Source organism: Acinetobacter sp. TTH0-4 (assembly GCF_015602665.1).
Taxonomy (GTDB): domain Bacteria; phylum Pseudomonadota; class Gammaproteobacteria; order Pseudomonadales; family Moraxellaceae; genus Acinetobacter; species Acinetobacter albensis.
This window is the reverse complement of the sequence record NZ_CP059079.1, coordinates 1,209,301-1,234,318: the sequence shown is the minus strand read 5'-3', so window position 1 is coordinate 1,234,318 and position 25,018 is coordinate 1,209,301. Positions and strand designations below refer to the sequence as shown.

The window sequence follows — 25,018 nt, the reverse complement described above, 5'->3', positions numbered from 1 at the left end:
CAAGTGAATATTTAAAAAAACGAATGAGTGCAAATGGATAGCGCATGAAAACGATTTCTCCAAAACAAGATCAGGGAATACCAGGAGTGTACGGTTTACTCCTATTAGATGTGGTGTCTCGTTGGGGTTACAATGCAGAAGCATTATTTAGTCCTTTTCAATTAAACAGCGAACAATTGGCTGAACCGAATTATCGCCTTCCTACGCCTGTGGCAAATGAGCTGATTAAACACGCGCTACGCTTAACTGGAGAGCCGACGCTAGGTTTTCATTTGGGCACACAAATGCGTATTTCTATTCATGGCTTTATTGGCTATGCCATTATGACCGCACACAATACAACTGAAGCTTTGGTTTTGGCGAAGCGATTTATTCAGTTACGTATGCCCTTTTTACAACTTTATTTTTCAACTTTTGGTGAGAAAGCCACATTACAATTACAATGTGACTTTGATCTTGAGCCATTAAGGACTGAAATTACCATTGCTTTAACTCTTGGCATCATCACGATGGCTAAAGCTTTGACAGGCAGTGATGATTTATCGGCTGATATCGATTTTGACTTTCCTCAACCTTCAGGTTTTGAACGTTATATTACAAAATTTCCTTCGCACAATTTCCGTTTTGAACAGCCACATCTTTTATCAAGTTTCGATAAAAAATTCTTAAATTTAAAAATGGTGAATGCAGACCCAATTGCCAGTCAAATTGCGATTAACCAATGTGAAGCGGAATTGTCAGCTTTAGGTGAACGCCGCCGTTTGGCCATGCGGGTACGTGATATTTTAACCCATTCAGAACAGCATTATTTGAGTATTGAACACGTTGCAAGTCGTTTACATATGTCAGACCGAACTCTAAAACGTCAATTGGCTGCCGAGGGCACCACCTTTTCAACTTTGGTGGATGAAGTACGGTATCGACATGCAACTTCACTGCTTTCCCGAACAGATTATACTTTAGAACAAATTGCAGATGAACTTGGCTATAGTGATGTCGCCAATTTTAGTCGAGCATTTAAGCGTTGGAATGGTCGTAGTCCGAGTAATTGGCGTAAAGACCCATATTTATAAACTTTCGTTTTGTTTAAAAACCATGTATAAAACACAGCAAAAATGATGTGAATAATTTAAAGGAGTTATCCATGAACCATCCTTCAGAATTGAAATATGCCGCGACTCACGAATGGGTTAAAATTGAAGGTGATCTGGTCATTACAGGTATTTCTGACCATGCACAGGATGCTTTAGGTGATTTGGTCTATGTTGAAGCCCCAGAAATCGGTCAACGTATTACTGCTGGCGAGCAAACAGGTGTCGTCGAATCAGTTAAAACGGCTTCTGATATTCATGCGCCTGTGTCTGGTGAGGTGGTCGAGATTAATTCAGCTTTAGAAGATGATCCAGATTTTGTAAATGATGAACCGTATGGCAAAGGTTGGATTTATAAAATTAAACCAGACAATATGGCAGACGTAGAAAAACTACTCTCCAGCCAAGATTATGAAGCAGGTTTATAAGTCTCTCTTAAACCCATAAAAATCAGCCTATAGGGCTGATTTTTATAGTATATTTTAACACCTATTTATAGCCAAAATCGTTCCATATAACTATAATATTTATCTGTTTGATCTTATAAAGATTTAATGGAATGAATTTGCTTGATTTATAACAACTATACTTTTCCACTATAATCATTTAAAATTTGTACAATCTTTCGACTTCTTGTCTTATCCCTCCCAACAACTAAAAATCTATTCCATTATTAATAATATATTTGATAAGCCTGATGAGTCACATCTTTCCTCTGAATTGGATAAATTATGTCTCCTGCTCTATCTTCTCCTGAGAATACTCAGCCATTGTGGAATAAGTCATTTATATTATGTTTGGCGAACAATCTATTCTTATTCGTTTTTTATTTTGCACAAACTACAATTTTACCGATTTATATTGTCAATGAACTGGGTGGAAGCTTGGCGCAAGCAGGCTTAGCCATGACATTATTTATGGCATCTTCGATTGCAGTTCGCCCTTTTAGTGGATTAATCATTGAAAAATTTGGACGCAAAAAAACGCTTTATGTTTCAGAAGCTTTATTTTGCTTATTTTCTTTTGCCTATTTGTTTGCAGACAACTTAAGCGTACTTTTAGTGGTTCGGTTTTTACATGGAATCTGGTTTAGTATTTTAACCACAGTGACCGTTCCAATTGCCAATGACTTTATTCCTGAAACACGCAAAGGCGAAGGAATGGGTTATTTTGTGATGTCTATTAATTTAGGTATTGTCCTCGGGCCATTATTGGGGCTTACGCTGTTGCTATCACTTTCCTACACTGGCGTAGCAGCTATTCTTGCAGCTATTATCTGTTTAGGTTTTATTTTTTGTTTCATGATTCCGATTCAAAATCCAATCAAGAAAGAGTTAGCTTTACACAAACCACGCTTATCTCTAAATGATTTTATGGAAAAGAAAGCCCTGCCTGTTTCGATTATGGCGATGATTATTTCTTTTTCATACGCCAGCATCATGTCATTTATTTCTACTTTTACAGAATCTAAAAACTTACTGGCATATGCGAGTTTATTTTTTGTGGTATTTGCAATTTCAATGATGAGTCTGCGTCCGTTTACTGGAAAAATTTATGATCGTAAAGGACCCAATTATGTCGTGTACCCTGCGATTACCTTGTTCGCAATAGGATTGATTATTTTAAGTCTGATTAACACCGTCACTGGATTAATGCTTGCTGCTGTATTCATTGGTATGGGATTTGGCTCAGCTCAGCCCTGTTTACAGACGCTTTCTATTCAACGTTCCCCAAAAGATCGGATTGGACATGCCACGTCAACTTTCTTTACTTGTTATGATTTAGGGATCGCTTTGGGTTCTATTTTATTGGGTCTGGTGATTGCTCACCAAGGTTATAGTTTTGCCTATCTGCTCTGTGCATTTATCACAGCACTGAGCTTGGTTTTTTATAAATTATGTGTAGATCGTAAACCCACAACAGTCTAAATATGTCTCGATAAAATATTCCGAGTAATACAATAAAAAAAGCATCCTTCTCAAAATGGAGGATGCTTTTTATAGATTTCAAATGAACTTTAGAAAAATCTAAATCCTAAGCACTTCGTTTTAACGCAGAAGTACGTAATGAATCGGCAATTTCAATTAGAAGCTGTTGGGTTTTATCCCACCCTAAACAACCATCTGTAATGGATTGCCCATAGGTCATCTCCGATGAAATTTTCTGTTGACCATCATTTAGATGACTTTCCAACATCACACCTCGAACATGGCTAAGTGAACGTTCAGCTACAATGGTTCGTAATACTTCTGCTTGCAATAAAGGATTTTTATCACTATTGCCATGGCTACAATCAATAACCAAAGCAGGTAATTCAGTTTTCACTTTTGCTTTAATCTTTTCAATTTCAGTCAAGTGATAATTAGGACCAGCATTAGACCCACGTAAAATCAAATGTGCTTTAGGATTACCTTCCGATTCTAGAATACACGGCAAACCTGACTGGCTCATACCCATAAATTGATGCGGATGAGAAGCTGACTGAATCGCATCCAAAGCAATTTGAATAGAACCATCGGTACCATTTTTAAAACCAATGCTATAAGGCATCTGACTTGAAATTTCACGATGAATTTGTGATTCACTGGTACGTGCACCAATTGCGCCCCAAGCCAATAAATCATCGAAATATGCCGTTGCCATTGGGCTTAAAATTTCAGAAGCAATGGGTAATCCCATTTCTATAATTTGAAGATATAACGCACGAGATTTTTCTAATCCCAATTGCATGTTTGAAGACCCATCTAAATTTGGATCATATAAAAAACCTTTCCAACCTACAGTAGTCCGAGGTTTTTCAATATAAGTACGCATCACGAAGAAGATTTGATCTGCCACTATACTTTGTAATTGTTGCAATTTTTTTGCATAGTCTAGTGCAGCAATCGGGTCATGGATTGAACATGGGCCTGTTACAATCATCAAGCGTGAGTCATGACCATCTAAAATATTTTGGATCGTCTGGCGCTGTGCATTAATCTGATGAGCAAGCGTGGAAGACAAAGGCAATTGCGCCTTTAATTGCTGAGGCAAACTTAAAATAGTTTCTTTGGTTTTTGTTGGAATATGTTGTAAAGCAGTATTTAAAGCATTCATGGGACTTTCCTAGGGACTTCTTTGAGTCCAATCTTTTATTTGAGCGACATGGGTCTAATGGATTGCGTCATCATTTGACTAAAGTAAAACCAAAAAAAGTTACCCAAGTATGAATAGTTAAATATTTGCATGAGATTACTCCAAAATATAAAAAATAAAGCATAAAAAAACCTGATCAGGGTTGCCGATCAGGTATTAACTGGGTGGGCAACCATTTCTTGCCCGAACGCGTTCAGGCAATTATCTAAATTGCCAAAAGTAATAAGTCGCGTTACGAAGTAATGGTTGCTTTATCATCTTTATTTCTTCAAAAAATATATGTCTATACTTTAAAATACGCGTTATTGATGACTTTGACAAGCGCTTCTTAAAAAATAAGTTTCTGACTGAAAATACCAAATCTATCCGGAACGAATTACTTTTCTAAATAATTCCCTCCCTTCTTAGCATATTTTTATTTATCTAAAGTGAATAGATTGAATTCAATTTACTCTTTTTATTTTATAAAATACTCGGCCCTAATAATATTTAATTAATAACATTATAAAACAGTACCTTAATAATCAATTAAAAATTTAAATCTTAACTTATTAAAAAAAGAAACAATTCAACAGTTTACGACTCCCCACCAAAAACAAAACTTTATTTTATATATATCATTAATTTATGTTATAAATAATTTTTTTAATACGCCGATATTACGATATACATAATTAAATTATGTATTGAATAATTAATTCACCTTGTTATCATGAAAAAATGTAGTGTCTTTCTCGTGTTCCGAGATACTTTTAAGCAATAGCTGAGACGAGAAAGACAGGATCAGACAAACGGATTTGTCATAAAAATTTAAATCATTGCTATGGCTTATTCGTTTGTTTAATGATCAAAAAATTTAAAAAGTGGGCAATAGGATTGCTTGAAAAAATGAGGATGTTGTATGAATAAGCTAGCGAACCCATTAGAACTCTGTGGATTTGAATTTATTGAATTCGTATCTAAGGATGGAGATCTAGACGAAATTTTTCAAACGATAGGTTTCACGCAAGTCGCTAAGCATAAATCAAAAAATGTGTATTTATGGCGTCAAGGCAATATCAATATTATTCTCAATTATCAACCTGAATCATATGCAGCATACTTTTTTAAAGAACATGGCCCTTCTGCCTGTGCTATGGGATTTAGAACTAAAGATGCAGCCAAAGCATTTAATCAAGCCATTCAATTGGGTGCTGAACCGATTTATTCAAAAATTGGCCCCATGGAGCTGAATATTCCTGCGATTAAAGGCATTGGTGGTTCACCTATTTTCTTGGTCGATCGTGATATTTATCAAAGTGATTTTATTTTCTTTAACGATGTGCCCTTAAATCCAGTTGGAACAGGCTTAAAAGAGATCGATCATTTAACCCATAATGTCTATAAAGGTCGTATGCAATATTGGGCAGATTTTTATGAAAATATTTTCAATTTTCAGGAAGTTCGCTATTTCGATATTAAAGGTGAATATACGGGTTTAACTTCAAAAGCCCTCACAGCACCAGATGGAAAAATCCGTATTCCATTGAATGAAGATTCAGACAAAGGTAATGGTCAAATTGCCGAATTTTTAAATGATTTTAATGGTGAAGGCATTCAACATATTGCATTTATTACTGATGACTTAATTGGTACATGGGACAAATTAAAAGCATTGGGTGCGAAATTTATGACTCCACCACCGCAAACCTACTATGAAATGTTGCCAGAACGTTTACCTAATCATGGCGAGCCTACTGAAGAATTGCAAAAGCGTGGCATTTTACTTGATGGCAATACGCAAAATGATGACAAGCGCCTATTGTTGCAAATTTTTTCTGAAAATATGTTAGGTCCTGTATTTTTTGAATTTATTCAACGTAAAGATGATGATGGTTTTGGTGAAGGAAACTTCAAAGCTTTATTTGAATCCATTGAGAGTGATCAAATTAAACGTGGTGTTTTAGATATTTCCAACGCTTAGTTGCACGATTATAAATCAATTTTCTTATGCATTTGAGCTGTTCGGTGCATAAGAAACTCAGCTTTAATATAAAATATTGTTAATAAAATTTCTGATATTGCTCTGATGATTTAATAACATCATTATTTTAAAATATTAATCATGATCGAGTGAGCACTATCTCAACAGGGATGAAGATAGAAGATGCAGCAAATTGAACAAGGAAACCTCAAAAAAGGTTTAAGTAACCGTCACATCCAACTAATTGCACTGGGTGGCTCTATTGGAACAGGTTTATTTCTTGGTATTGCGCAGACCATTAAACTTGCTGGCCCTTCCGTTATTTTAGGTTATGCCATTGCTGGGCTTATTGCTTTTTTAATGATGCGCCAATTGGGAGAAATGATTGTAGAAGAACCTGTAAGTGGTTCTTTTAGCCATTTTGCTTACAAATATTGGGGCAAATTTGCTGGCTTTATGTCTGGCTGGAATTATTGGGTGCTGAACATTTTGGTCTGTATGGCCGAATTAAGCGCGATTGGTTTATATATTCATTATTGGTGGCCTGAAATTCCAACTTGGGTTTCAGCACTGGGATTCTTTATTTTCATTAACTTAATTAATCTTTTACATGTCAAGTTATTTGGTGAAATGGAATTTTGGTTAGCTATTATTAAAGTTCTAGCGATTGTTGCCATGATTGCTTTTGGCAGCTATTTACTGGCGACTGGTAGTGGTGGTACACAATCTAATTTACACAACTTATGGGCACTCGGCGGATTTTTTCCCAATGGTATCATGGGCCTTGTGATGGCGATGGCCATGATTATGTTTGCATTTGGTGGAATTGAGCTGGTCGGAATTGCGGCTGCAGAAACAGACAATCCACAAAAAACCTTACCCAAAGCAGTCAATCAAATCGTCTATCGTGTCCTTTTATTTTATATCCTGAGTTTGGTCATTATTTTATCACTGTACCCTTGGAACCAAATGGCGCAAGGCGGCAGTCCTTTTGTACTTATTTTTGATTCTTTGGGCAGTCAAACGGTAGCAACCATTTTAAATTTTGTGGTATTAACTGCGGCTGTTTCGGTTTATAACAGTACCAATTATTGCACCAGTCGCATGTTGCTCGGTTTAGCTCAGCAAGGTAATGCACCTCAATTTTTAAGTAAAATTAATCGACGCGGTATCCCTGTCAATGCGGTTATGGTTTCTGCATTTTTTACGCTCATGTGTGTACTCATTAATTATCTTTTTCCTGAAAAAGCATTTAACCTGCTCATGATGTTAGTGGTTGCTGCGATTGTGATTAACTGGGTGGTAATTTCGTACACACATTTAAAATTTAAGAAGCATATGATCTCAATTCATGCTCCTACTCAGTTTCCAAGTATTGCCTATCCTTTCACTAACTATTTATGCATTATTTTTATGTGCGGTATTTTGCTGATTATGAGCCAAACTCCGGACATGCGGATTGCAGTCATGATGATACCTGTTTGGATTTCAGTACTTTTAGTGGCTTATTTTTTCAAAAATAAAAAAATAACAGCCAATCAGTTGGCATTAAAAGATAAAATGCGCTCTATAACCAAAGCTTGATTTGTTTACTACATACAACGAAGGATGTTTTCATGTTCCAACATGTTGATACTTATGCAGGTGATCCGATTCTTTCTTTAATGGAAGAGTTTGGCAAAGATGAACGGACACAAAAAGTTAATTTAAGTATTGGGCTGTATTACAATGAGGAAAATATTGTTCCTCAGTTAAATGTGGTTAAAACTGCGTATAAAAATATTGAAGCCAATAATGATCAGGTAAAACTGTATTTACCTATGGATGGTTTGAAATCCTATAATCAAGCCACTCAACTGCTACTCTTAGGTCAAGATAGTTCTGCGCGTCGTGATGGTCGTGCGGTGACCATTCAAACTTTAGGTGGTTCTGGTGCGCTGAAAGTGGGTGCAGACTTTTTAAAGAAATATTTTCCTCATTCTGATCTTTGGGTCAGCCAACCGACGTGGGAAAACCATATCGCCATCTTTAATGGTGCGGGTATTCAGACTCATTTTTATCCTTATTTTGATGTAGAAACCAATGGTGTGAATGTTGCTGCAATGTTGGAAACATTAACGACACTTCCTGCAAAAAGTATTGTGTTGCTACACCCTTGTTGCCATAACCCAACGGGTGCAGACTTAATGCCTGCTGAATGGGATCAGGTCATTGAAGTATTAAAAAAACAAGATCTTATTCCATTCTTGGATATTGCTTATCAAGGTTTTGGTGAAGGTTTAGAGCAAGATGCTTATGCCATCCGAGCTTTAGATCAATCAGGTATGAATTTTATTATCAGTAATTCATTCTCTAAAATTTTCTCACTCTATGGTGAGCGCATTGGTGGTTTAACTTTTGTTTGCGATGAACAAAGCACTGCTCAAAAAGTTTTAGGTCAATTAAAAGCAACAGTGCGTCGTATTTACTCAAGCCCTCCAACTACGGGTGCTTTGTTAGTCAATAATGTCTTAAATGATGCAAAGCTTACTGCTCAATGGCAAGCTGAGCTGACCGAAATGCGTGAACGTATTATTAAAATGCGTCATTTGTTAAATGAGAAATTAAGCAAAGCTTTGCCTGAACGTGACTTTAGTTATTTGGTTAAACAACAAGGAATGTTTAGCTATACAGGTTTAACAGCAGAACAAGTCGATATTTTAAAAGATCAATACGGCATTTATTTGCTGCGCAGTGGTCGTATGTGTGCCGCAGGTCTAAATTTGAGTAATATTGATTATGTGGCAAATTCTGTTGCTGAAGTGATTAAAGCGACAGCACATCAAGCTATTGCTTAAATATGAATAATAAAAAAACGGGCTAATTGCCCGTTTTTTTATTTTAAATGATGACTAAATTAATCTTTAAAATGAATCACAGAACGAATAGATTTGCCTTCATGCATTAAATCAAATGCTTCATTAATTTTATCTAAACCCATGGTATGGGTTACGAAAGGCTCAAGCTGAATGTTTCCTTGCATCGCATCTTCAACCATTTTAGGCAGTTGAGAGCGACCTTTTACACCACCGAAAGCAGTCCCTTTCCAAGTTCGCCCAGTCACCAATTGAAATGGGCGAGTCGATATTTCTTGACCCGCACCCGCTACGCCAATAATGACTGATTGTCCCCAACCACGATGCGCACATTCAAGCGCGGAACGCATAACATTGACATTCCCAATACATTCAAATGAATGGTCAACACCCCAACCTGTCATTTCGACAATCACTTCTTGAATCGGTTTTTCATAATCTTTTGGATTTAAGAAATCTGTTGCACCAAACTCTTCTGCCAGTTTAAATTTTTCATTATTCATATCAATAACAATAATACGGCCAGCTTTCGCTTGACGCGCACCTTGTACCACCGCCAAACCAATACCGCCTAAACCAAAAACAGCAACGCTATCGCCTTCCTGTACTTTAGCCGTATTATGCACTGCTCCAATTCCTGTGGTAACGCCACAACCCAATAAACAAACCTGTTCAGGATTGGCATCAGGGTTAATTTTTGCTAAAGATACTTCGGCAACCACTGTATATTCACTAAATGTTGAACACCCCATATAGTGGTAAATTGGTTCACCCTGATAAGAAAAACGTGTAGTGCCATCTGGCATTACGCCTTTTCCTTGCGTAGCACGAACTGCAACGCAAAGATTGGTTTTTCCAGATTTGCAAAACAGGCATTCACCACATTCTGCCGTATAAAGTGGAATCACATGATCACCTGCTTTTACACTGGTAACGCCTTCACCCACTTCAACCACAATTCCTGCACCTTCATGACCGAGTATTGCTGGAAAAACACCTTCAGGATCATCGCCTGACAAAGTGAATGCATCAGTATGGCACACACCTGTATGGGTGATTTTAACTAACACTTCACCCGCTTTGGGTGGAGCGACATCAATTTCAACAATTTTCAATGGTTGGCCTGGACCAAATGCAACCGCAGCACGTGACTTTATCAATTGACCCTTCCTTATTCAGTTTTTAAAAAAATGAGTTTTTTAACAGATGAGCTACATTAACCGTTTTTTATTATAAGATTCAACCTTTAACAACATGATAATATCCAGTGATAACAGGATGACCTCATAATAATCATGCACTTCAGACTTTCGATTCAAGCTGCCTTATTTTTATTTTTAGTCATTATACTGACAGGATGCAGTTTGCCTATGAATGACGCCAAGAAACAAGCGCCTATTTCGATTCATGCCAAACATTGGTTAAACGGTTCAAACGTCGATGAGCAAATGGCTCAAGGTTTAACTGCTTATTTAGCTTTGGACGATGCTTTTATCAGTATTGCCTCAAGACTCTATTTGATCAATCAAGCTCAGCATAACCTCGATTTACAATATTACATTTGGGAAAATGATTCGATTGGGCAATTAATGTTGGCTGAACTGTTAAAAGCTGCAGATCGTGGCGTTAAAGTTCGTTTATTAATTGATGATCAAAATGGAACTCAACTGGATGCAACGTTAAAACAACTGGCTTATCATCCCAACTTTGAAATTAAGTTATTTAACCCTTATAAATTTCGAACATTTCGGGTCATGGATTACCTATTTCGTTTCTGCAAAATTAATCACCGTATGCACAATAAATTGATTATTGCAGATGGTGCAATTGCGGTAACAGGGGGACGAAATATTAGCCGAGAATACTTCGATGCCAGTGACAATTTTCAATTTACCGATATGGATATACTGTTTTATGGCACTGCCGTTGAACATGCCAATACCGTTTTCCATGATTTTTGGAATGATGATTTAAGTTATTCATCAACTCAACTTTTGGGAAATGGCAATCAAGCTCAATTTAATAAATTACAGCAATATTATAAATTGACAGCTTTACAAAAAGACCAGTTAAAAAAGCGCTTAGAATTGGCAGAAAAACAGGTAAATGATCATCTAAAGGCACGTCCTGTGCATTGGGCAAAAGCACATTTTGTGGCTGACTCACCCGCTAAAATTCGAGGGAATGCTGTAAATCAGCAGCTGATTTATCACCAAATGATCAATATTATGGGTGAACCTAAACAGCAGCTCGAGTTAGTTTCAGCCTATTTTGTACCCACTCAAAAAGGCACAGATTATTTAACCCAACTTTCAAAGAATCAGGTCAAGGTTCGAGTACTGACCAATTCTTTTGTCGCCAATGATGTTGCCTTAGTACATGCATTTTATAAAAAATATCGTCATGATTTACTCAAAAGTGGCGTTAAACTCTACGAATTTAAGCCCTATATCGAACGTAATAAACGCACATGGTATGAAGTAGTCACCGGTAATGTTATTCCTGCTAAAGGTAAAAACAGCTCGAGTTTACACGCCAAATTCTTCGACCTTGATGGTAAAGTTTTTATTGGTTCATTTAACTTTGATCCGCGTTCAGTTCATTTAAATACTGAAGTAGGATTAGTTATAGAATCTGAAGTGTTGCAGCAACGAATTTCGACTTCTTTAGATCAGTACTTACCTCAAGTCGCTTATGAACTTAAACTCAATAAACAGGGTGAAATAATTTGGTTAGATCATCAAAAAGATGGCTCGATCATTGAATTTAAACATGATCCAGAAACCACAAAATTTCAACGTTTTTCAATGAAAGTTGTTTCTTACCTGCCAATTGAATGGATGATGTAATGACAAGATAATGACAATTAAGATTAAAACATTACATTTCTATCTGACTGGTTATTTTCACAGTGTAGTTCTAGAATGATTTTTTATGGTTTTTCTCAATGAGAATTATTCTATTAAAGCAGTCCAATTTCTTTAAATAATTGCTTATAGGCTTCTGCCTTCTTTTCAATGGCTAAAGGATAAGCGCGAGAAGATGAAGGCATCCTGTACAAGGTCATCTCACGTTCTGCAAAATATACTTTTGACGACCGTCCTAATTGCGGTTTTTCAGTATTCTCAGGCATAGAAAGCATCAGTGTATCTGTGGCTTTATCCCCTGTCGTCATCATACTGTGGCAGTGCGGTATTTTTTCTAAAAGTGGAATGAATTGGGTTGGTGTCTTTACTTGTAAAAATTTATCGGAAGCATTGCCGGTTAAACGAATGATTTGATAAGCCGTATCAAATATCGCAATCCCTTTCTCGAGCAAAAATTCACGAATAAGCCCTTCTTTAAATTTTTTGTGATCGATATCTAGAAAATATTCTTTGTCATTAAAAAAAATTAGACCAAAAATCTTCCACATGTCATTTTGATAATTTGGATAATAAAAATCCATTTTCCAGCGTGTTTTCGGTGGAGGAAAACTTCCCAGCATTAATAGTTTGGCATTCGGCGGTAAAAAGGGTTCCAGTGGATGAGTTTCTATTTCTAATTCATTTGACATAGCAATAATCTACTTAAAAGGATTCAATTTAATTCAAAATATTTGACGAATTTTTTCTGCGATTTGTTTACCCCAAAGCGCATATATTTCCTTACTCGGATGAAAACCATCTGTGGCCATCTGTAAATTTAAACTTTGAAAATGAACCAAATCATATTCAATCCACTGCATGTTCTGTCGTTTTTGAATAAAGTCTCCAAGGGCTTGATTCATTTTTTTGGCATATTGACCAAATAACCACGCTAAAGGATTTGGGAGTGCAGGAAACAAATTCATAGGTGGAACACCAGAGGCAATTACCAAATCTGGGCTAAACTTATGATTGATCTCGTGATAAAGCTCGTGTTGCTGTTTAATCCAGTTTTGAGGCGATATTAATTGAGTAATATCATTTACACCAACAGAGGTAATCACCACATCAAAAGGCTGGTGAGGCATATTTTGAGCAGTTTGGATCACGTCTAAACTGGAATATCCTATGGTTGCCTCTAGCCTATAACTCACTTCATACTGATTTTTTAATGCTTTGATGACTGTACCGAGTAAAGCATCTTCTTGAGTTGTTACGCCTACACCAGCTGCTGCCGAGTCACCTAAAATTAAAATAGACAATGGCTTGCCTATGCCTACAGTGCCTTGACGATGTCCATCTGGTTCAGCCAATCGTAAGGTCTTTTTTTTGACAGCATAGCCTTGAATCAATAAGGATGGAATTAAAACAAGGGTAGATATTTTTAAAAGCATACACGAACACAATTTAAGAAATACAACCACAATATACGATTTTTAGCTTTTAAAATCATCGCTGATTTGCATATAAAAGGCTCAGAATAAGCCTTATTATTTAAAAATCAGCCTAATTTATTGACCCACTTGAGCGGTAGAATTTTCATCGCCATGCCTATTGGCAACCATGGCCATTGTGGCACATAAGCTTTTACCCGTTGTTTTTCAATTGCCTGAACAAGTAAGCGTGAGCCAGTTTTGTCATCGACTTCAAAAGGTAATTTTTTCGCACCTTCATTGAGTTCTGTACGAATATAACCCGGGAAAATCGTACTGACTTTAATCGGTGTATCGAGCAACTCTGCACGAATCCCCTCTGCCAAATGTGCAACCCCGGCTTTACTGGCAGCATAGGCGGTTAAATGTTTGGGCATACCCCGTATAGCACTCATCGAAGAAATCATCACCAAATGACCCGAATTTTGTGCACGGAAAATTTCTACAGCGGCCTCGCATTGTGCCAAAGCAGAAATAAAATTGGTTTCGACTGTTGCTCGATTAATCGAAAAATTTCCTTTTCCAATACGACGACCGTCACCCACCCCAGCATTGACAATGATACGATCGATTGTGCCAAATTCTGCTTTAAAAGCTTTAAACACGACAAATACTTGATCGTAGTCTGTCACATCCAAGGTTTTTGCAATGACTTGGATACCATATTGACTTTCAAGCTCTTGTTTTAAAGATTCGAGTCGTTCCAAACGACGTGCACAAATGGCCAGATTATATCCTTTTTGTGCAAATTCTCGTGCCATGCCTGCACCAATTCCAGAGCTTGCACCCGTGATTAAAATTGTTTTTGTCATATCATGCTTCCTTGTTATCATCCTTTAATTTGTTAGTGTTTATTGATGATTTTAAATCCATGTCAGAAGTTGCGAATTCTCAGCTTTAATAAAATGATGTTCATTTAAACTTAATAATTGGGGTTCATTACCCACTAAACGTAAGGTGGTCATACTGGCATTGGTGATGGCCCAATTGAGTGCAAACGTTCGGTTTGGATTTAATTCTAAGAGTTTTCCTGCCACTACAGAAATCACACCGCCAGAGGTAAAGACCACGGCATAGCGTGGTTTGGTTTTAGCCAATTCATCACATAAATTTTGTAGTGCACTTTCAACACGATTTTTAAAATGTGGCCAAGACTCATCATATTCATGATGATATTCTCCGCCCGTCCAACGTCCTATTGCACCTTCAAAAATTTTGGCTAAATATGCCCGTGGATTAATTTCATTTTCAACATCTTGCTTGAGTAAATGTGGTTGATTAAAACGTGGTTCGTATTGGGCAAATACTTGCTGATGATTAAACTCATTCCAAGCCTGATCAGTTTCAAATTCAACTTCGGGAAAGCATTGTGCCAATGCCAAAGTGGCTGTTTGTTGATGACGCTGCATTGAACCTGCCACAACATAAGGTGCTTCTTTTAATATTTGATTGAAATAATGACCCAATAATATCGCCTGCAATTCACCATTTGGAGAAAGTTTGTCATAACTTTCCGCACCAAATGAAGCTTGTCCGTGGCGAATTAAATAGATTGTGGTCATTTTTCTTTTCCTAAAATTTGTTGAAGTTTAGTCATATATTTTTGTGCATGCGTATTGGCCTCTATTTTTTGTTTGCCAATGCGTGTTAATGCACGAATATGCAACGCATGAATCACAATCCAGAAATCTTTAAATGCAGGATTATTGGTCTGCTGATGATAATAGCGATAATAAATCTGTTGTGCGATAACAGCCAAACGAAAAATACCGAATACTTCGTAGAATGCCCAGTTTTCAGTATTTAGACCCGTTTTTTCCAAATAGTAATGGATCACTTGTTCGCGCGTTAACATCCCTTTTAAATGGGTTGGTTGACGACGAGTATTTTTAAAAATTTGATGATCTGTCGCTTCAACCCAGTACGCCAACGCAGACCCCAAATCCATTAAAGGATCGCCTAAAGTCGCCATTTCCCAATCCAATACACCAATAATTTCGGTCGGGTTATGGGGATCTAAAATAATGTTATCAAAACGCCAGTCATTATGAATAATGCAAGTCTTTGAGTCGTTGGGAATATTTTTTAACAACCATTTCCGCACAAATTTAAATGATGGAACATTCAAGGTACGGGCTTTTTCATAACGTGCATTCCAACCTTCCACCTGACGCCGACAATAGCCTTCACCTTTTCCTAATTTTTCAAGTTCAGTTGCTTGATAAGGTACTTCATGCAGTTCTATTAATTTATCCACGACATTAATACACAATCGATGGATTTCAGCTTCACCGAATTGCAGTTCGGGCGGTAATTTTGCACGTGGAATAATGCCCTCTATGCGCTTCATAATATAAAAGTCGCAACCTATCACCGATTCATCCTGACACAGCGCTACCATTTCAGGCAATACTGAATAAAATGGCGCCAAGGCTTTCTGGACATGGTATTCACGTGCCATATCGTGTGCCGACTTTGCTTTAGTCCCTTTTGGTGGACGACGTAAAATCAAATCGATATTTTGATATTTTAAGCGATAAGTCCAATTTGAGGCACCGCCTGAATATTGACTCACCTCAACCGGCCCTTGTAAATCAACCCCTTGCTTTTTCAACCAATTTTCTACAGCAATGGAGTCAAGTTCTTCGCCCTGACGGACACTTCCACCCAAATCAATAACTGACATTATGATTTTCCTTATTATTTCGCTCAATCCTTAATTTTTAAATAATGAAACGATCTCTTCGTTATACCTTGTTATTTTCTCTGATAGAGAGAAATTTTCGGTCAAGTTGTAAGAAATCGCATCATTAAACTTTAAATCATCACTTTAAAAACTAATGTTCAACGCGAAACATAACCACGTTTTGCCAGTTCAAGTTTCGCAATCATGCCTTTATGTACTTCATCCGGTCCATCGGCTAACCGTAGACTGCGCGCCTGAGCAAAAAAAGCAGTGAGCGGCGTATCACGAGAAACGCCTGCCCCGCCATGAATTTGAATCGCCATATCAACCACTTTCTCTAGCACACTAGGAGCAACCACTTTAATCGCGGATATTTCAGTTAACGCTGCCATATTCCCTAGCGTATCCATTTTATAAGCCGCATATAAAGTCAAAAGTCGAGCTTGATCGATCGCGACACGAGCTTCAGCTACGCGTTCTAAATTGCCGCCCAGTTTTAAAATTTCTTTTCCAAAAGCCTGACGACTCATCCCACGATCAATCATTAATTCTAACGATTTTTCAGCAGCTCCAATACAACGCATACAATGATGAATTCGACCTGGACCTAAGCGTCCTTGGGCAATTTCGAATCCCTGACCAGCACCACCGATAAAATTAGTTATAGACACACGTACGTTATTAAAGCTAATTTCGCCATGTCCATGCGGTGCATCATAATCACCGAATACAGGAAGCATTCTTTCTATTTTTACGCCCACAGTGTCTATAGGAACCAAAACCATAGAATGCTGATGATGACGGTCTTTGGATTTATCGGGCGTATGTGCCATAAAAATAATCATTTTTGCATTGGGATCACCCAAGCCTGAAGACCACCATTTACGTCCATTTAAAACGATTTCATCATTTTCAATGACTGCTGTTGCCTGCATATTGGTTGCATCACTAGAGGCCACGACGGGTTCAGTCATACAAAATACAGAGCGAATTGTGCCTTCTAATAATGGGATTAACCATTGCTGCTTTTGCTGTTCACTGCCATAACGCCATAATAATTCCATGTTACCACTGTCTGGTGCATTACAGTTAAACACAGTAGGGGCAATTAAACTGCGACCTGTCAGCTCTGCAATATGAGCATATTCTTGAACAGATAAACCTTGCCCTAATACAGGATCTGGCAAGAACATATTCCAAAGACCAGCTTTTTTAGCTTTATTTTTTAATTCGTCAAGTTCAGCTGGCCATTGCCAGATTGTCCAATCACCACCTTGGTTTAGTGCATGTACCTGATTCCAAAATTCGGTTTCGATGGGTTCAATTTCATTTTTGATAAAATGTTTAGTCCGTTCTACAAAGTCTTGTGCCTGCACCGATAATTCAAACATGGTCTTCCCTTAAAAATAGTCTTTATTTTCCTTTACAACACTTTAGTCCGAAATTTATTATGAATAAAATGATTTAATACCATATAAAATTATGCATAATATTCATCACAAACCCATTATTGATCTGGCCATTTTTCATGGTATTGATATTAATTTGTATCCTCTTTTTATTGGTATTTATGAACAAAAAAGTATTTCAAAAGCCGCTCAAACTTTGTGTATAAGCCAATCCGCAGCCAGTCATGCTTTGCAACGGCTTAGACAACAATTACAAGATGATTTATTAGTACGTGCTGGCAACAAAATGCTGCCCACGCCTTTTGCTGAACAGATTTATCCAGTCATTAAAAATGCGTTAATGGCGATTCAAAATATTTCAATGCAAAAGCACCAGTTTGAGTCCAGTAAAGTACAAAACTTAAAAATTGCGGTACATGATGAAATTGAACCAATTATCTTTCCCAAATTAGTTGAACATTTTCATCGACTCAATCTTGGCATTCAATTTTTAAGTATTAAATTGAATCGTAAAAATGTGCTCACCGATTTAGCCACTCAGCAAATAGATTTTGTCATCGATTTGGAACAAAATTTTGGTGAGAAAATACAATTTCAGACACTGGCACACGATCATTTTGTGATTTGTACTCAGCAAGTACAGATGAATGAAGAAATTTATTTGGCTTCACCCCATATAGGCGTATCTTCTCGTCGTACAGGTATTTTGGTCGAAGATATTTATTTAAATCGTAAACAACTTTCTCGGCAGATTTTTTTGCGTTGCCAACATTACTCAACCGCACTACAAATTTTGAGTCAGCAGCCTAAAGCAATTTTAACCATACCTCAAAATATATTGGGACATTTAAATCGGCACAATCATTTAAATGTCTTTGAAGTGCCTATACCACTGCCAAATATTCATATTGGAATGTTTTGGCACAAAGACCTAGAAGAAAATTCAAGGCATCATTTTTTGCGCAGTGAAATACTCAAAATTTTTGCTTAGGCTATTTATAAGCACAAAATTAAACACTGAGCGTTTAGCTTTTAAGCCATGTACTCCTTAACTTTGTCCTACAATAATCGATCTTAGAGCCGTGTATTTACACTACTCATTTTAACGATTTGGATTTAATTTTGTTGCCTCTTTCTCCCACCTGGCAAATTGTGCTGGGATTATTCTTTTTATGTTTTTCTTACTATCTACTGCATAAGCTGATCGTTTATTTAAAAAATATTTTTCGTCCATTTAAAAAAGGTCAAAAATATTGGTGCCGTGTAAATGCGGTGAGCGATGGTGACACTCTCACCTGCTACCGTTTTAATATAAGACGCTCTGAAACCAAATTACGCTTTGCTTATATTGATGCCCCTGAATCCAGCCAAAGCTATGGTAAGGAATCCCAGCGGCTGGTTCAAAGCATGGTTAAAAATAAAATGGTTCGGGTGAAAATTACGGATATTGATCGTTATGGACGCTGTGTGGGCGTGGTGTATCGCTATCGTAAAAATATCAATGAAGAAATGGTCAAACGCGGTGCTGCATGGGTGTATGAAGAATATATTCAAGATAAAAAGCATTTAAATTATCTGTTGAACTTACAGAACAAAGCCAAAAAACAGAAAAAAGGCCTTTGGAAAAGCTCGCGCCCAGTACGCCCAAGTATTTATCGTAAACAGAGTAAGTAACGGGCTATAAATATGAATATGTATCGCAATTTTTCCATGAGAATAGCAGGATTTAAAATAATATTTACTTTGGAACTGAATAAATAAAACATTTTAACTGTTTCTTGCTAAAAAAGATTGGTCTGCATATATAGCAGACCAATCTTTCAACTCAAGTAAATCTTAAATATAAGCCCATTGAATTAAGAGCCGAAATGCGCCTGCAATTAAAGCAAGAGCAAAAAAACCACCCAACCACAATAAAATAAACCACTGCGTTTGTGAAATTTTCATATTGACCCCTTAATGATAACCGTCATCACCAATACGTACTTTATCTCGGAAAACCCAATACGATAAAGCGGTATAAATAATAATAATCGGGATTAATAGCAGTGCGCCTATCAATGCAAATAACTGACTACTTTGAGGTGCCGCTGCTTCCCAAATAGTGACTGATGGCGGAATAATATAAGGCCATAAACTAATTAAAAAACCCGTATATGCCAGTAAAACCAAGGCTAATGTATAGATAAATGGACTGAGTTCTTTTCGCTGCTTACACGCACGGAAAGCTAGAAAACTAAAAACCAAAACCAAAATCGGTACAGGACTAAAATAGATTAACTGAGGTAAACTAAACCAGCGTTGTGCAATTTCGGGATGCGCCAATGGTGTGTAAATACTGACACCTGCAAAAATGATTAATAAAGCCAGCATCATTTTTGGCATCAAGCTGTACATTTTATTTTGTAGATCTGCTTCTGTCTTGAAAATCAGCCAACCACATCCTAATGTGGCATAAAGTACAATCACGCCGATTCCTGTAAATATAGAAAACGGCGTTAGCCAATCTAAACCACCTCCACTATAAATACCATGGGTGGTTTCTATACCTTGAATATAGGCACCCAAAATAATTCCCTGAAAAAAGCTGGCTAAAATAGAACCCCCAATAAATGCTTTATCCCAAAAATGCTTTGTACGATGAGCTTTAAATCGAAATTCAAACGCCACCCCACGAAAAATTAATGCAATCACCATTAAAATAACGGGCATATATAGCGCAGACAATACCGTTGAATAAACTAATGGAAAAGCGGCAAACAGCCCTGCACCGCCCAATACCATCCAAGTTTCATTCCCATCCCATACAGGAGCAACGGTATTCATCATGACATCACGTTCTTGCTCAGCTTGAATAAATGGAAATAAAATACCAATTCCCAAATCAAAACCATCTAGCACGACATAAATCAGTACACCTACAGCAATAATTACAATCCAAATTAAAGATAAATCAATCATTTGCCTTCCTCCTGATGATTGTCACTTGGTTTAGCATCAAGATCCTCATCGGTGCTGCCCAATGGTCTTTTTGAAGCTTGAATGACCTCTTCATCACTATGCGGCACTGAATAAATAAACTCTGGACCTTTATGCATGAGTTTCAGCATGTAATAAATGCCAATCCCAAAAACCACACAATACACCACAACAAAAATGATGAGCGTTAGTCCGACTTGTTCCGCAGATACAGGAGACAATGCATCTTTGGTACGCAGCACGCCATAAACCACCCAAGGCTGACGTCCGACTTCAGTGGTAAACCAGCCTGCAAGTAAAGCAATAAATCCAGATGGCCCCATCACAAAAGCAAAACGATGTAGCCATTTATTTTCAAATAGCTTGTTATTTTTACGTAAAACCAATGCCATCAGGGCCAGTAAAAGCATGAGCATTCCCATGGCCACCATTATACGAAAACTCCAAAACACAATCAGTGAATTGGGGCGGTCTTCTGGTGCGAACTCTTTTAATCCTGTGACCTTACCATCCAAGGTATGCGTCATAATCAAACTGCCTAAATTGGGAATACCCACGGCATACTTTGTTTCTTCTGCTTGCATATCTGGAATACCAAACAAATAAAGGGGCATTCCTTCATCATGGTTGGTTTCCCAATGTCCTTCGATTGCTGCAAGCTTTGCTGGTTGATGCTCTAAAGTATTTAAACCGTGCATATCACCAATAAAAATTTGTAATGGTGCCAGCACTAAGATCATCCATAAGGCCATGGAAAATGATGTTTTGACCAAGGCATCACGGCGACCTTTTAGTAAATGCCAAGCTGCGGTTGAAGCCACCAACAAAGCAGACACCAAAAATGCTGCAGCTGCCATATGTGCCAAGCGATAAGGAAAAGATGGATTAAAAACTATCGCAAACCAATCTTGTGGAACGATAATGCCATTTTCAATACTGAACCCTTGCGGTGTCTGCATCCAACTATTTGAGGATAGAATCCAAAACATTGAAATACAGGTTCCTACCGCAACCATTAAGGTGGCAAAAAAGTGTGCTCGTGGGCCAACACGCCCCCAACCAAACAGCATGATGCCCAAAAAACCCGCTTCTAAGAAAAATGCACTGAGCACTTCATAAGCGAGCAGTGGTCCAGTCACACTACCCGCTATGCGTGAAAATTCGCTCCAGTTTGTACCAAATTGATAACTCATCACCACGCCAGAAACAACACCCATTCCGAAAGCAATGGCAAATATTTTGACCCAAAACTTAAACAAATCACGGTATACAGGGTTTTGAGTTCTTAGCCAGCGCCATTCTAAAACGGCGAGAAAACTGGCTAAACCAATGGAAATTGCAGGAAATATAATATGAAAAGAGACGGTAAAAGCGAATTGTATGCGCGCTAACTCAAGTGCGGTTAAACCTAAATTCATAGCATCACCTTTTTTAATTCGATTGAAGCGTTATTCGGTACGCAATCTGCATATCGCGCTATCTTGTTGTTTTGATAAAAATCAGCATACGCCAAAAGTTTAAGTAAAGTATGTTGGCTTATTATTTCGCCCCACTTTAAATCACTCAAAATTTGCTTACAACTGCTCCATTTCCCAAGAAAATGGAAAATAAAAAAAGTATTCATAAATGTTCTCTATAAAATAATGGATTAATTTCATTTAAAACCATGAAATATCTGTTTTTTTATAGAGAGGAAGGCGGTGCTCGTCCTTGCGGCATCAAAAATAAACGCTGTAATTCGAAATAAACGTGCTTATACAATCTGACGAATATCGAAAAACGAACATGTATCCGATCAATCACTTCTTGAATGCCAAAATCTGGAGGCATGACAATATCGCCATAGACCTTACAGTATTGGCATTGATGATTATGCATATCATGCACATGTTGATGATGATAGGAAAAATAATCTTTTAAACCCGTTAGGTCTAAAGAAGGACGATCTGAGTCAGCGTGATGATGTACAGAATGCGTATCGTGAGAGGAAGATGTTAGTAAATTATGCGTCATTGACAAACAGACCGGAGCAATATGAAATTTTTCCGGTAACAAAGGCTGTAAATAGACTGCGATCTGTAAAAGTACAGCTATACAAGCAAGTAATAACCCACTACGTAGCAACATTCCATCTCAAAATATCAATTTGGTTGTTTGTTAAACGCATTTTCATTCAATGATTGAATTGAAGGTGATTAAATCAGCTCAATCTTCAAGCACTATAGTTTATAACAACACAATTTGAAAGTGCTTTGAATGATGAATTAAAATCTATTTCTAGATTTATATTTATTCAACTGTACCTTTTAATTTGTTATTTTGCACATAAATAGGAACTGGAGTATTCGCAAGAAAAAATATCTTGATAGATGCTTTAAATTATTTTTATTGTTTAATCTTATATTTTAATACGCTTTCTTTAAATTATCTGAATAATTATTGGGTTAAGCTAAAATATAAAGCATCATTTAGATAAAAAATCTCCCATTTTCAGGGAGACAGATTATTTTGTAAGTCTATTTATTGGCTGTTATAGCATGTTAAAACTTTGCATTTAAAACAGGATGCGAAACTTTATCTTTCCATAGATTACGTAATATCGGCAAATAGAATTTTTCACCAATTTCAACCAATTCTGCATCAATCAAGGCATGTATTTCATGCATGAATAAATAATCCAATTCAACAGTTTTTAATTTCTGTTGAGCTTTAGCATATTCTTTACGTTTTTGTTGCGCAGTTTTTACCAGTTGATCGGCATAATCCTTATTTTTGAATTGCGACAGCGCATTTAGGCGTAACTCAATTACCCCCCAACCGCTTAACAACAATTTAAACAATTCAAAATCCGCAGTCGTAGATTCCCACGTCATTTCATCCAGATTCTCATCATTTGGAAGTACAGGAAGAAGTAACTCCATAATGCTTGGAAATATCTTTTTATAATTTAAAATAAATTTAACAGGATGCTCACCCGGATAATCCTTTAATTGCACCTTCTTCTGAACATCTGTTAAATAAACATTAAGCATAATCAATCATCAGCAGTAAATTTCTAGCGCTATTGTACGCATATCTATAGCAGATAAAAACCACTGCTGTGCAATTGATAAGACTTCAAGCAATCAGATGATTATTTTACGTTAGGTGAAACCATTTCCTCAGGAATGACCAACGCATCAAACTGTGCTTCAGTGACTAAATTCAGTTCAACAGCCACCTGCTTCAGCGTTTTGCCTTCCTTGTATGCAGTTTTAGCGACTTTGGCAGCATTCTCATAACCAATCATCGGATTTAAAGCCGTCACTAACATCAGTGAATTATGTAAGAAATAATCAATTTTTTCGCGATTTGGCTCAATGCCTACAGCACAATGCTCGTTGAAACTATTACATGCATCACCCAACAATTGAATAGACTGTAATAAGTTAAATGCAATCACCGGCATAAAAACATTCAGCTCAAAGTTGCCTGAAGCACCCGCCACATTGATGGTGGTGTCATTACCCAAGACTTGAGCGACCACCATAGTCATTGCTTCACTTTGAGTTGGATTGACTTTGCCTGGCATAATACTCGAACCGGGTTCATTTTCAGGAATTCGAAGTTCACCCAATCCACAACGCGGGCCACTAGCTAACCAACGAATATCATTGGCAATTTTATTTAAACTGGCAGCTAAAGTTTTTAAAGCGCCAGAAGCAAATACTGCGGCGTCACGTCCTGCTAATGCTTCAAACTTATTGGGTGCAGTGATAAAAGGTAAACCCGTGAGTATTTGCAATTGTTCAGCGGCTTTTTCTGCATAATCAGGATGAGCATTCAACCCTGTTCCAACAGCTGTTCCCCCTAAAGGCAATTCATACAAACCTGAAAGAGCTTGCTGTAGACGTTTCAATCCATGTTCAAGCTGTGACACATAACCACTAAACTCTTGCCCTAAAGTTAAAGGGGTCGCATCCTGTAAGTGGGTACGACCAATTTTGACAATATCTGAAAATTCTTTGGATTTTTGATCTAAAGTGTCACGCAAATGCTGCACTGCAGGTATCAATAATTCATTAATTTGCAAACATGCCGCCACATGAATCGCGGTAGGAAATGAGTCATTGGTCGATTGAGCACGATTGACATGGTCATTGGGATGAACAGGTTTTTGTGAACCTAAAGGATTCCCTAGCTTTTGATTGGCAACATTGGCTATCACTTCATTGCAATTCATATTACTTTGCGTGCCTGAACCTGTTTGCCAAACCACCAGCGGGAATTGGCTATCCCATTTTCCAGAAATCACTTCTTCTGCCGCATCCACAATATAATGTGATAATTCTTGTGGAATTTGATTCAATTCAGCATTGGTTATAGCTGCAGCCTTCTTCACTAAACCCATGGCACGAATCATGGCACGCGGTAAACGCTCTTGACCAATTTTAAAGTTCTGCAAACTGCGCTGTGTTTGTGCGCCCCACATTGCTTCACTTGGTACTTCAACATCACCCATAGTGTCATGTTCAATACGTGTTTGCATGTTTAACCTCATTACTGTGTAATATTACAATTT

Annotated in this window: 23 protein-coding genes; 9 read left to right on the top strand and 14 right to left on the bottom strand. The window is 37.3% G+C overall.

Going from position 1 to position 25,018, the window contains the following annotated elements; all coding sequences use genetic code 11:
• Positions 1-44 precede the first annotated feature (44 nt).
• From H0S58_RS05725 to H0S58_RS05715, 3 genes are all read left to right on the top strand, one after another.
• Positions 45-1,073 carry a helix-turn-helix domain-containing protein gene (locus H0S58_RS05725; RefSeq protein ID WP_195727400.1) on the top strand — a complete coding sequence of 343 codons (1,029 nt, stop codon included), beginning with the start codon at positions 45-47 and terminating at the stop codon, positions 1,071-1,073.
• Between the two features lie 71 nt (positions 1,074-1,144).
• Entirely contained in the window at positions 1,145-1,519 is a 375-nt protein-coding gene (gcvH, locus tag H0S58_RS05720; RefSeq protein WP_195727399.1) for a glycine cleavage system protein GcvH, read from the top strand.
• 303 nt (positions 1,520-1,822) lie between these two features.
• Positions 1,823-3,019 (top strand): MFS transporter, encoded by a 1,197-nt coding sequence (locus tag H0S58_RS05715; RefSeq protein ID WP_195727398.1) that lies wholly within the window; start codon positions 1,823-1,825, stop codon positions 3,017-3,019.
• 106 nt (positions 3,020-3,125) lie between these two features.
• On the opposite strand, the gene H0S58_RS05710 is transcribed toward H0S58_RS05715, so the two are convergent.
• Positions 3,126-4,187 carry a 3-deoxy-7-phosphoheptulonate synthase gene (locus H0S58_RS05710; protein ID WP_195727397.1) on the bottom strand — a complete coding sequence of 354 codons (1,062 nt, stop codon included), beginning with the start codon at positions 4,185-4,187 and terminating at the stop codon, positions 3,126-3,128.
• Positions 4,188-5,127: 940 nt separating this feature from the next.
• Here H0S58_RS05710 and hppD point away from each other — a divergent pair.
• From hppD to H0S58_RS05695, 3 genes are all read left to right on the top strand, one after another.
• Positions 5,128-6,189, top strand: a complete 1,062-nt coding sequence (hppD, locus tag H0S58_RS05705; protein WP_195727396.1) for a 4-hydroxyphenylpyruvate dioxygenase — start codon at positions 5,128-5,130, stop codon at positions 6,187-6,189.
• Positions 6,190-6,372: 183 nt separating this feature from the next.
• Complete coding sequence (locus tag H0S58_RS05700) at positions 6,373-7,773, top strand: amino acid permease (RefSeq protein WP_195727395.1); 1,401 nt, start codon at positions 6,373-6,375, stop codon at positions 7,771-7,773.
• Positions 7,774-7,805: 32 nt separating this feature from the next.
• Entirely contained in the window at positions 7,806-9,026 is a 1,221-nt protein-coding gene (locus H0S58_RS05695; protein ID WP_195727394.1) for an aromatic amino acid transaminase, read from the top strand.
• A 59-nt stretch (positions 9,027-9,085) separates the two neighbouring features.
• Here the strand turns inward: H0S58_RS05695 and H0S58_RS05690 are convergent, their stop codons facing one another.
• Complete coding sequence (locus tag H0S58_RS05690) at positions 9,086-10,201, bottom strand: S-(hydroxymethyl)glutathione dehydrogenase/class III alcohol dehydrogenase (RefSeq protein ID WP_195727565.1); 1,116 nt, start codon at positions 10,199-10,201, stop codon at positions 9,086-9,088.
• 138 nt (positions 10,202-10,339) lie between these two features.
• Here H0S58_RS05690 and H0S58_RS05685 point away from each other — a divergent pair, with 138 nt between their 5' ends.
• Complete coding sequence (locus tag H0S58_RS05685; RefSeq protein ID WP_195727393.1) at positions 10,340-11,893, top strand: phospholipase D family protein; 1,554 nt, start codon at positions 10,340-10,342, stop codon at positions 11,891-11,893.
• Between the two features lie 113 nt (positions 11,894-12,006).
• Here H0S58_RS05685 and H0S58_RS05680 read toward each other — a convergent pair whose 3' ends face one another.
• The 6 genes from H0S58_RS05680 to H0S58_RS05655 form a co-directional block, all read right to left on the bottom strand.
• Positions 12,007-12,600: a uracil-DNA glycosylase family protein gene (locus tag H0S58_RS05680; protein WP_092720690.1), complete on the bottom strand. Its 594-nt coding sequence runs from the start codon at positions 12,598-12,600 to the stop codon at positions 12,007-12,009.
• A gap of 33 nt (positions 12,601-12,633) precedes the next feature.
• Positions 12,634-13,344, bottom strand: a complete 711-nt coding sequence (locus tag H0S58_RS05675; RefSeq protein WP_195727392.1) for an SGNH/GDSL hydrolase family protein — start codon at positions 13,342-13,344, stop codon at positions 12,634-12,636.
• A gap of 107 nt (positions 13,345-13,451) precedes the next feature.
• Positions 13,452-14,195: an SDR family oxidoreductase gene (locus H0S58_RS05670; RefSeq protein ID WP_195727391.1), complete on the bottom strand. Its 744-nt coding sequence runs from the start codon at positions 14,193-14,195 to the stop codon at positions 13,452-13,454.
• Between the two features lie 51 nt (positions 14,196-14,246).
• Positions 14,247-14,945, bottom strand: coding sequence for a histidine phosphatase family protein (locus H0S58_RS05665; protein WP_195727390.1), 699 nt, complete (start codon positions 14,943-14,945; stop codon positions 14,247-14,249).
• The gene (locus tag H0S58_RS05660; protein ID WP_195727389.1) at positions 14,942-16,069 is read right to left on the bottom strand and encodes a phosphotransferase family protein; all 1,128 of its coding nucleotides are present in this window, start codon (positions 16,067-16,069) and stop codon (positions 14,942-14,944) included. Before H0S58_RS05660 ends, H0S58_RS05665 begins: the two co-directional genes overlap by 4 nt.
• A gap of 158 nt (positions 16,070-16,227) precedes the next feature.
• Positions 16,228-17,460 carry an acyl-CoA dehydrogenase family protein gene (locus H0S58_RS05655; protein ID WP_195727388.1) on the bottom strand — a complete coding sequence of 411 codons (1,233 nt, stop codon included), beginning with the start codon at positions 17,458-17,460 and terminating at the stop codon, positions 16,228-16,230.
• A gap of 91 nt (positions 17,461-17,551) precedes the next feature.
• On the opposite strand from H0S58_RS05655, the gene H0S58_RS05650 reads away from it, so the two are divergent.
• Both H0S58_RS05650 and H0S58_RS05645 read left to right on the top strand, forming a co-directional pair.
• Positions 17,552-18,469 (top strand): LysR family transcriptional regulator, encoded by a 918-nt coding sequence (locus H0S58_RS05650; RefSeq protein WP_195727387.1) that lies wholly within the window; start codon positions 17,552-17,554, stop codon positions 18,467-18,469.
• 131 nt (positions 18,470-18,600) lie between these two features.
• Positions 18,601-19,152, top strand: a complete 552-nt coding sequence (locus tag H0S58_RS05645) for a thermonuclease family protein (protein WP_053577849.1) — start codon at positions 18,601-18,603, stop codon at positions 19,150-19,152.
• 162 nt (positions 19,153-19,314) lie between these two features.
• Here H0S58_RS05645 and H0S58_RS05640 read toward each other — a convergent pair whose 3' ends face one another.
• The 6 genes from H0S58_RS05640 to fumC all read right to left on the bottom strand — a co-directional run bounded on the left by H0S58_RS05640 (position 19,315) and on the right by fumC (position 24,985).
• Entirely contained in the window at positions 19,315-19,425 is a 111-nt protein-coding gene (locus H0S58_RS05640) for a DUF2474 domain-containing protein (RefSeq protein ID WP_092720698.1), read from the bottom strand.
• Between the two features lie 9 nt (positions 19,426-19,434).
• On the bottom strand, positions 19,435-20,439 hold the full coding sequence (cydB, locus tag H0S58_RS05635; protein WP_092720699.1) for a cytochrome d ubiquinol oxidase subunit II: 1,005 nt from the start codon (positions 20,437-20,439) through the stop codon (positions 19,435-19,437).
• Positions 20,436-21,875, bottom strand: coding sequence for a cytochrome ubiquinol oxidase subunit I (locus tag H0S58_RS05630; protein WP_092720700.1), 1,440 nt, complete (start codon positions 21,873-21,875; stop codon positions 20,436-20,438). The genes cydB and H0S58_RS05630 overlap by 4 nt, the downstream gene beginning before the upstream one ends.
• Positions 21,876-22,140: 265 nt before the next feature.
• The gene (locus H0S58_RS05625; RefSeq protein ID WP_195727386.1) at positions 22,141-22,584 is read right to left on the bottom strand and encodes a DUF2946 domain-containing protein; all 444 of its coding nucleotides are present in this window, start codon (positions 22,582-22,584) and stop codon (positions 22,141-22,143) included.
• A 413-nt stretch (positions 22,585-22,997) separates the two neighbouring features.
• Entirely contained in the window at positions 22,998-23,489 is a 492-nt protein-coding gene (locus H0S58_RS05620; RefSeq protein ID WP_195727385.1) for a hypothetical protein, read from the bottom strand.
• 101 nt (positions 23,490-23,590) lie between these two features.
• A complete protein-coding gene (gene fumC / locus H0S58_RS05615) occupies positions 23,591-24,985 on the bottom strand; it encodes a class II fumarate hydratase (RefSeq protein WP_195727384.1) in 1,395 nt (464 codons plus the stop codon).
• Positions 24,986-25,018 lie beyond the last annotated feature (33 nt).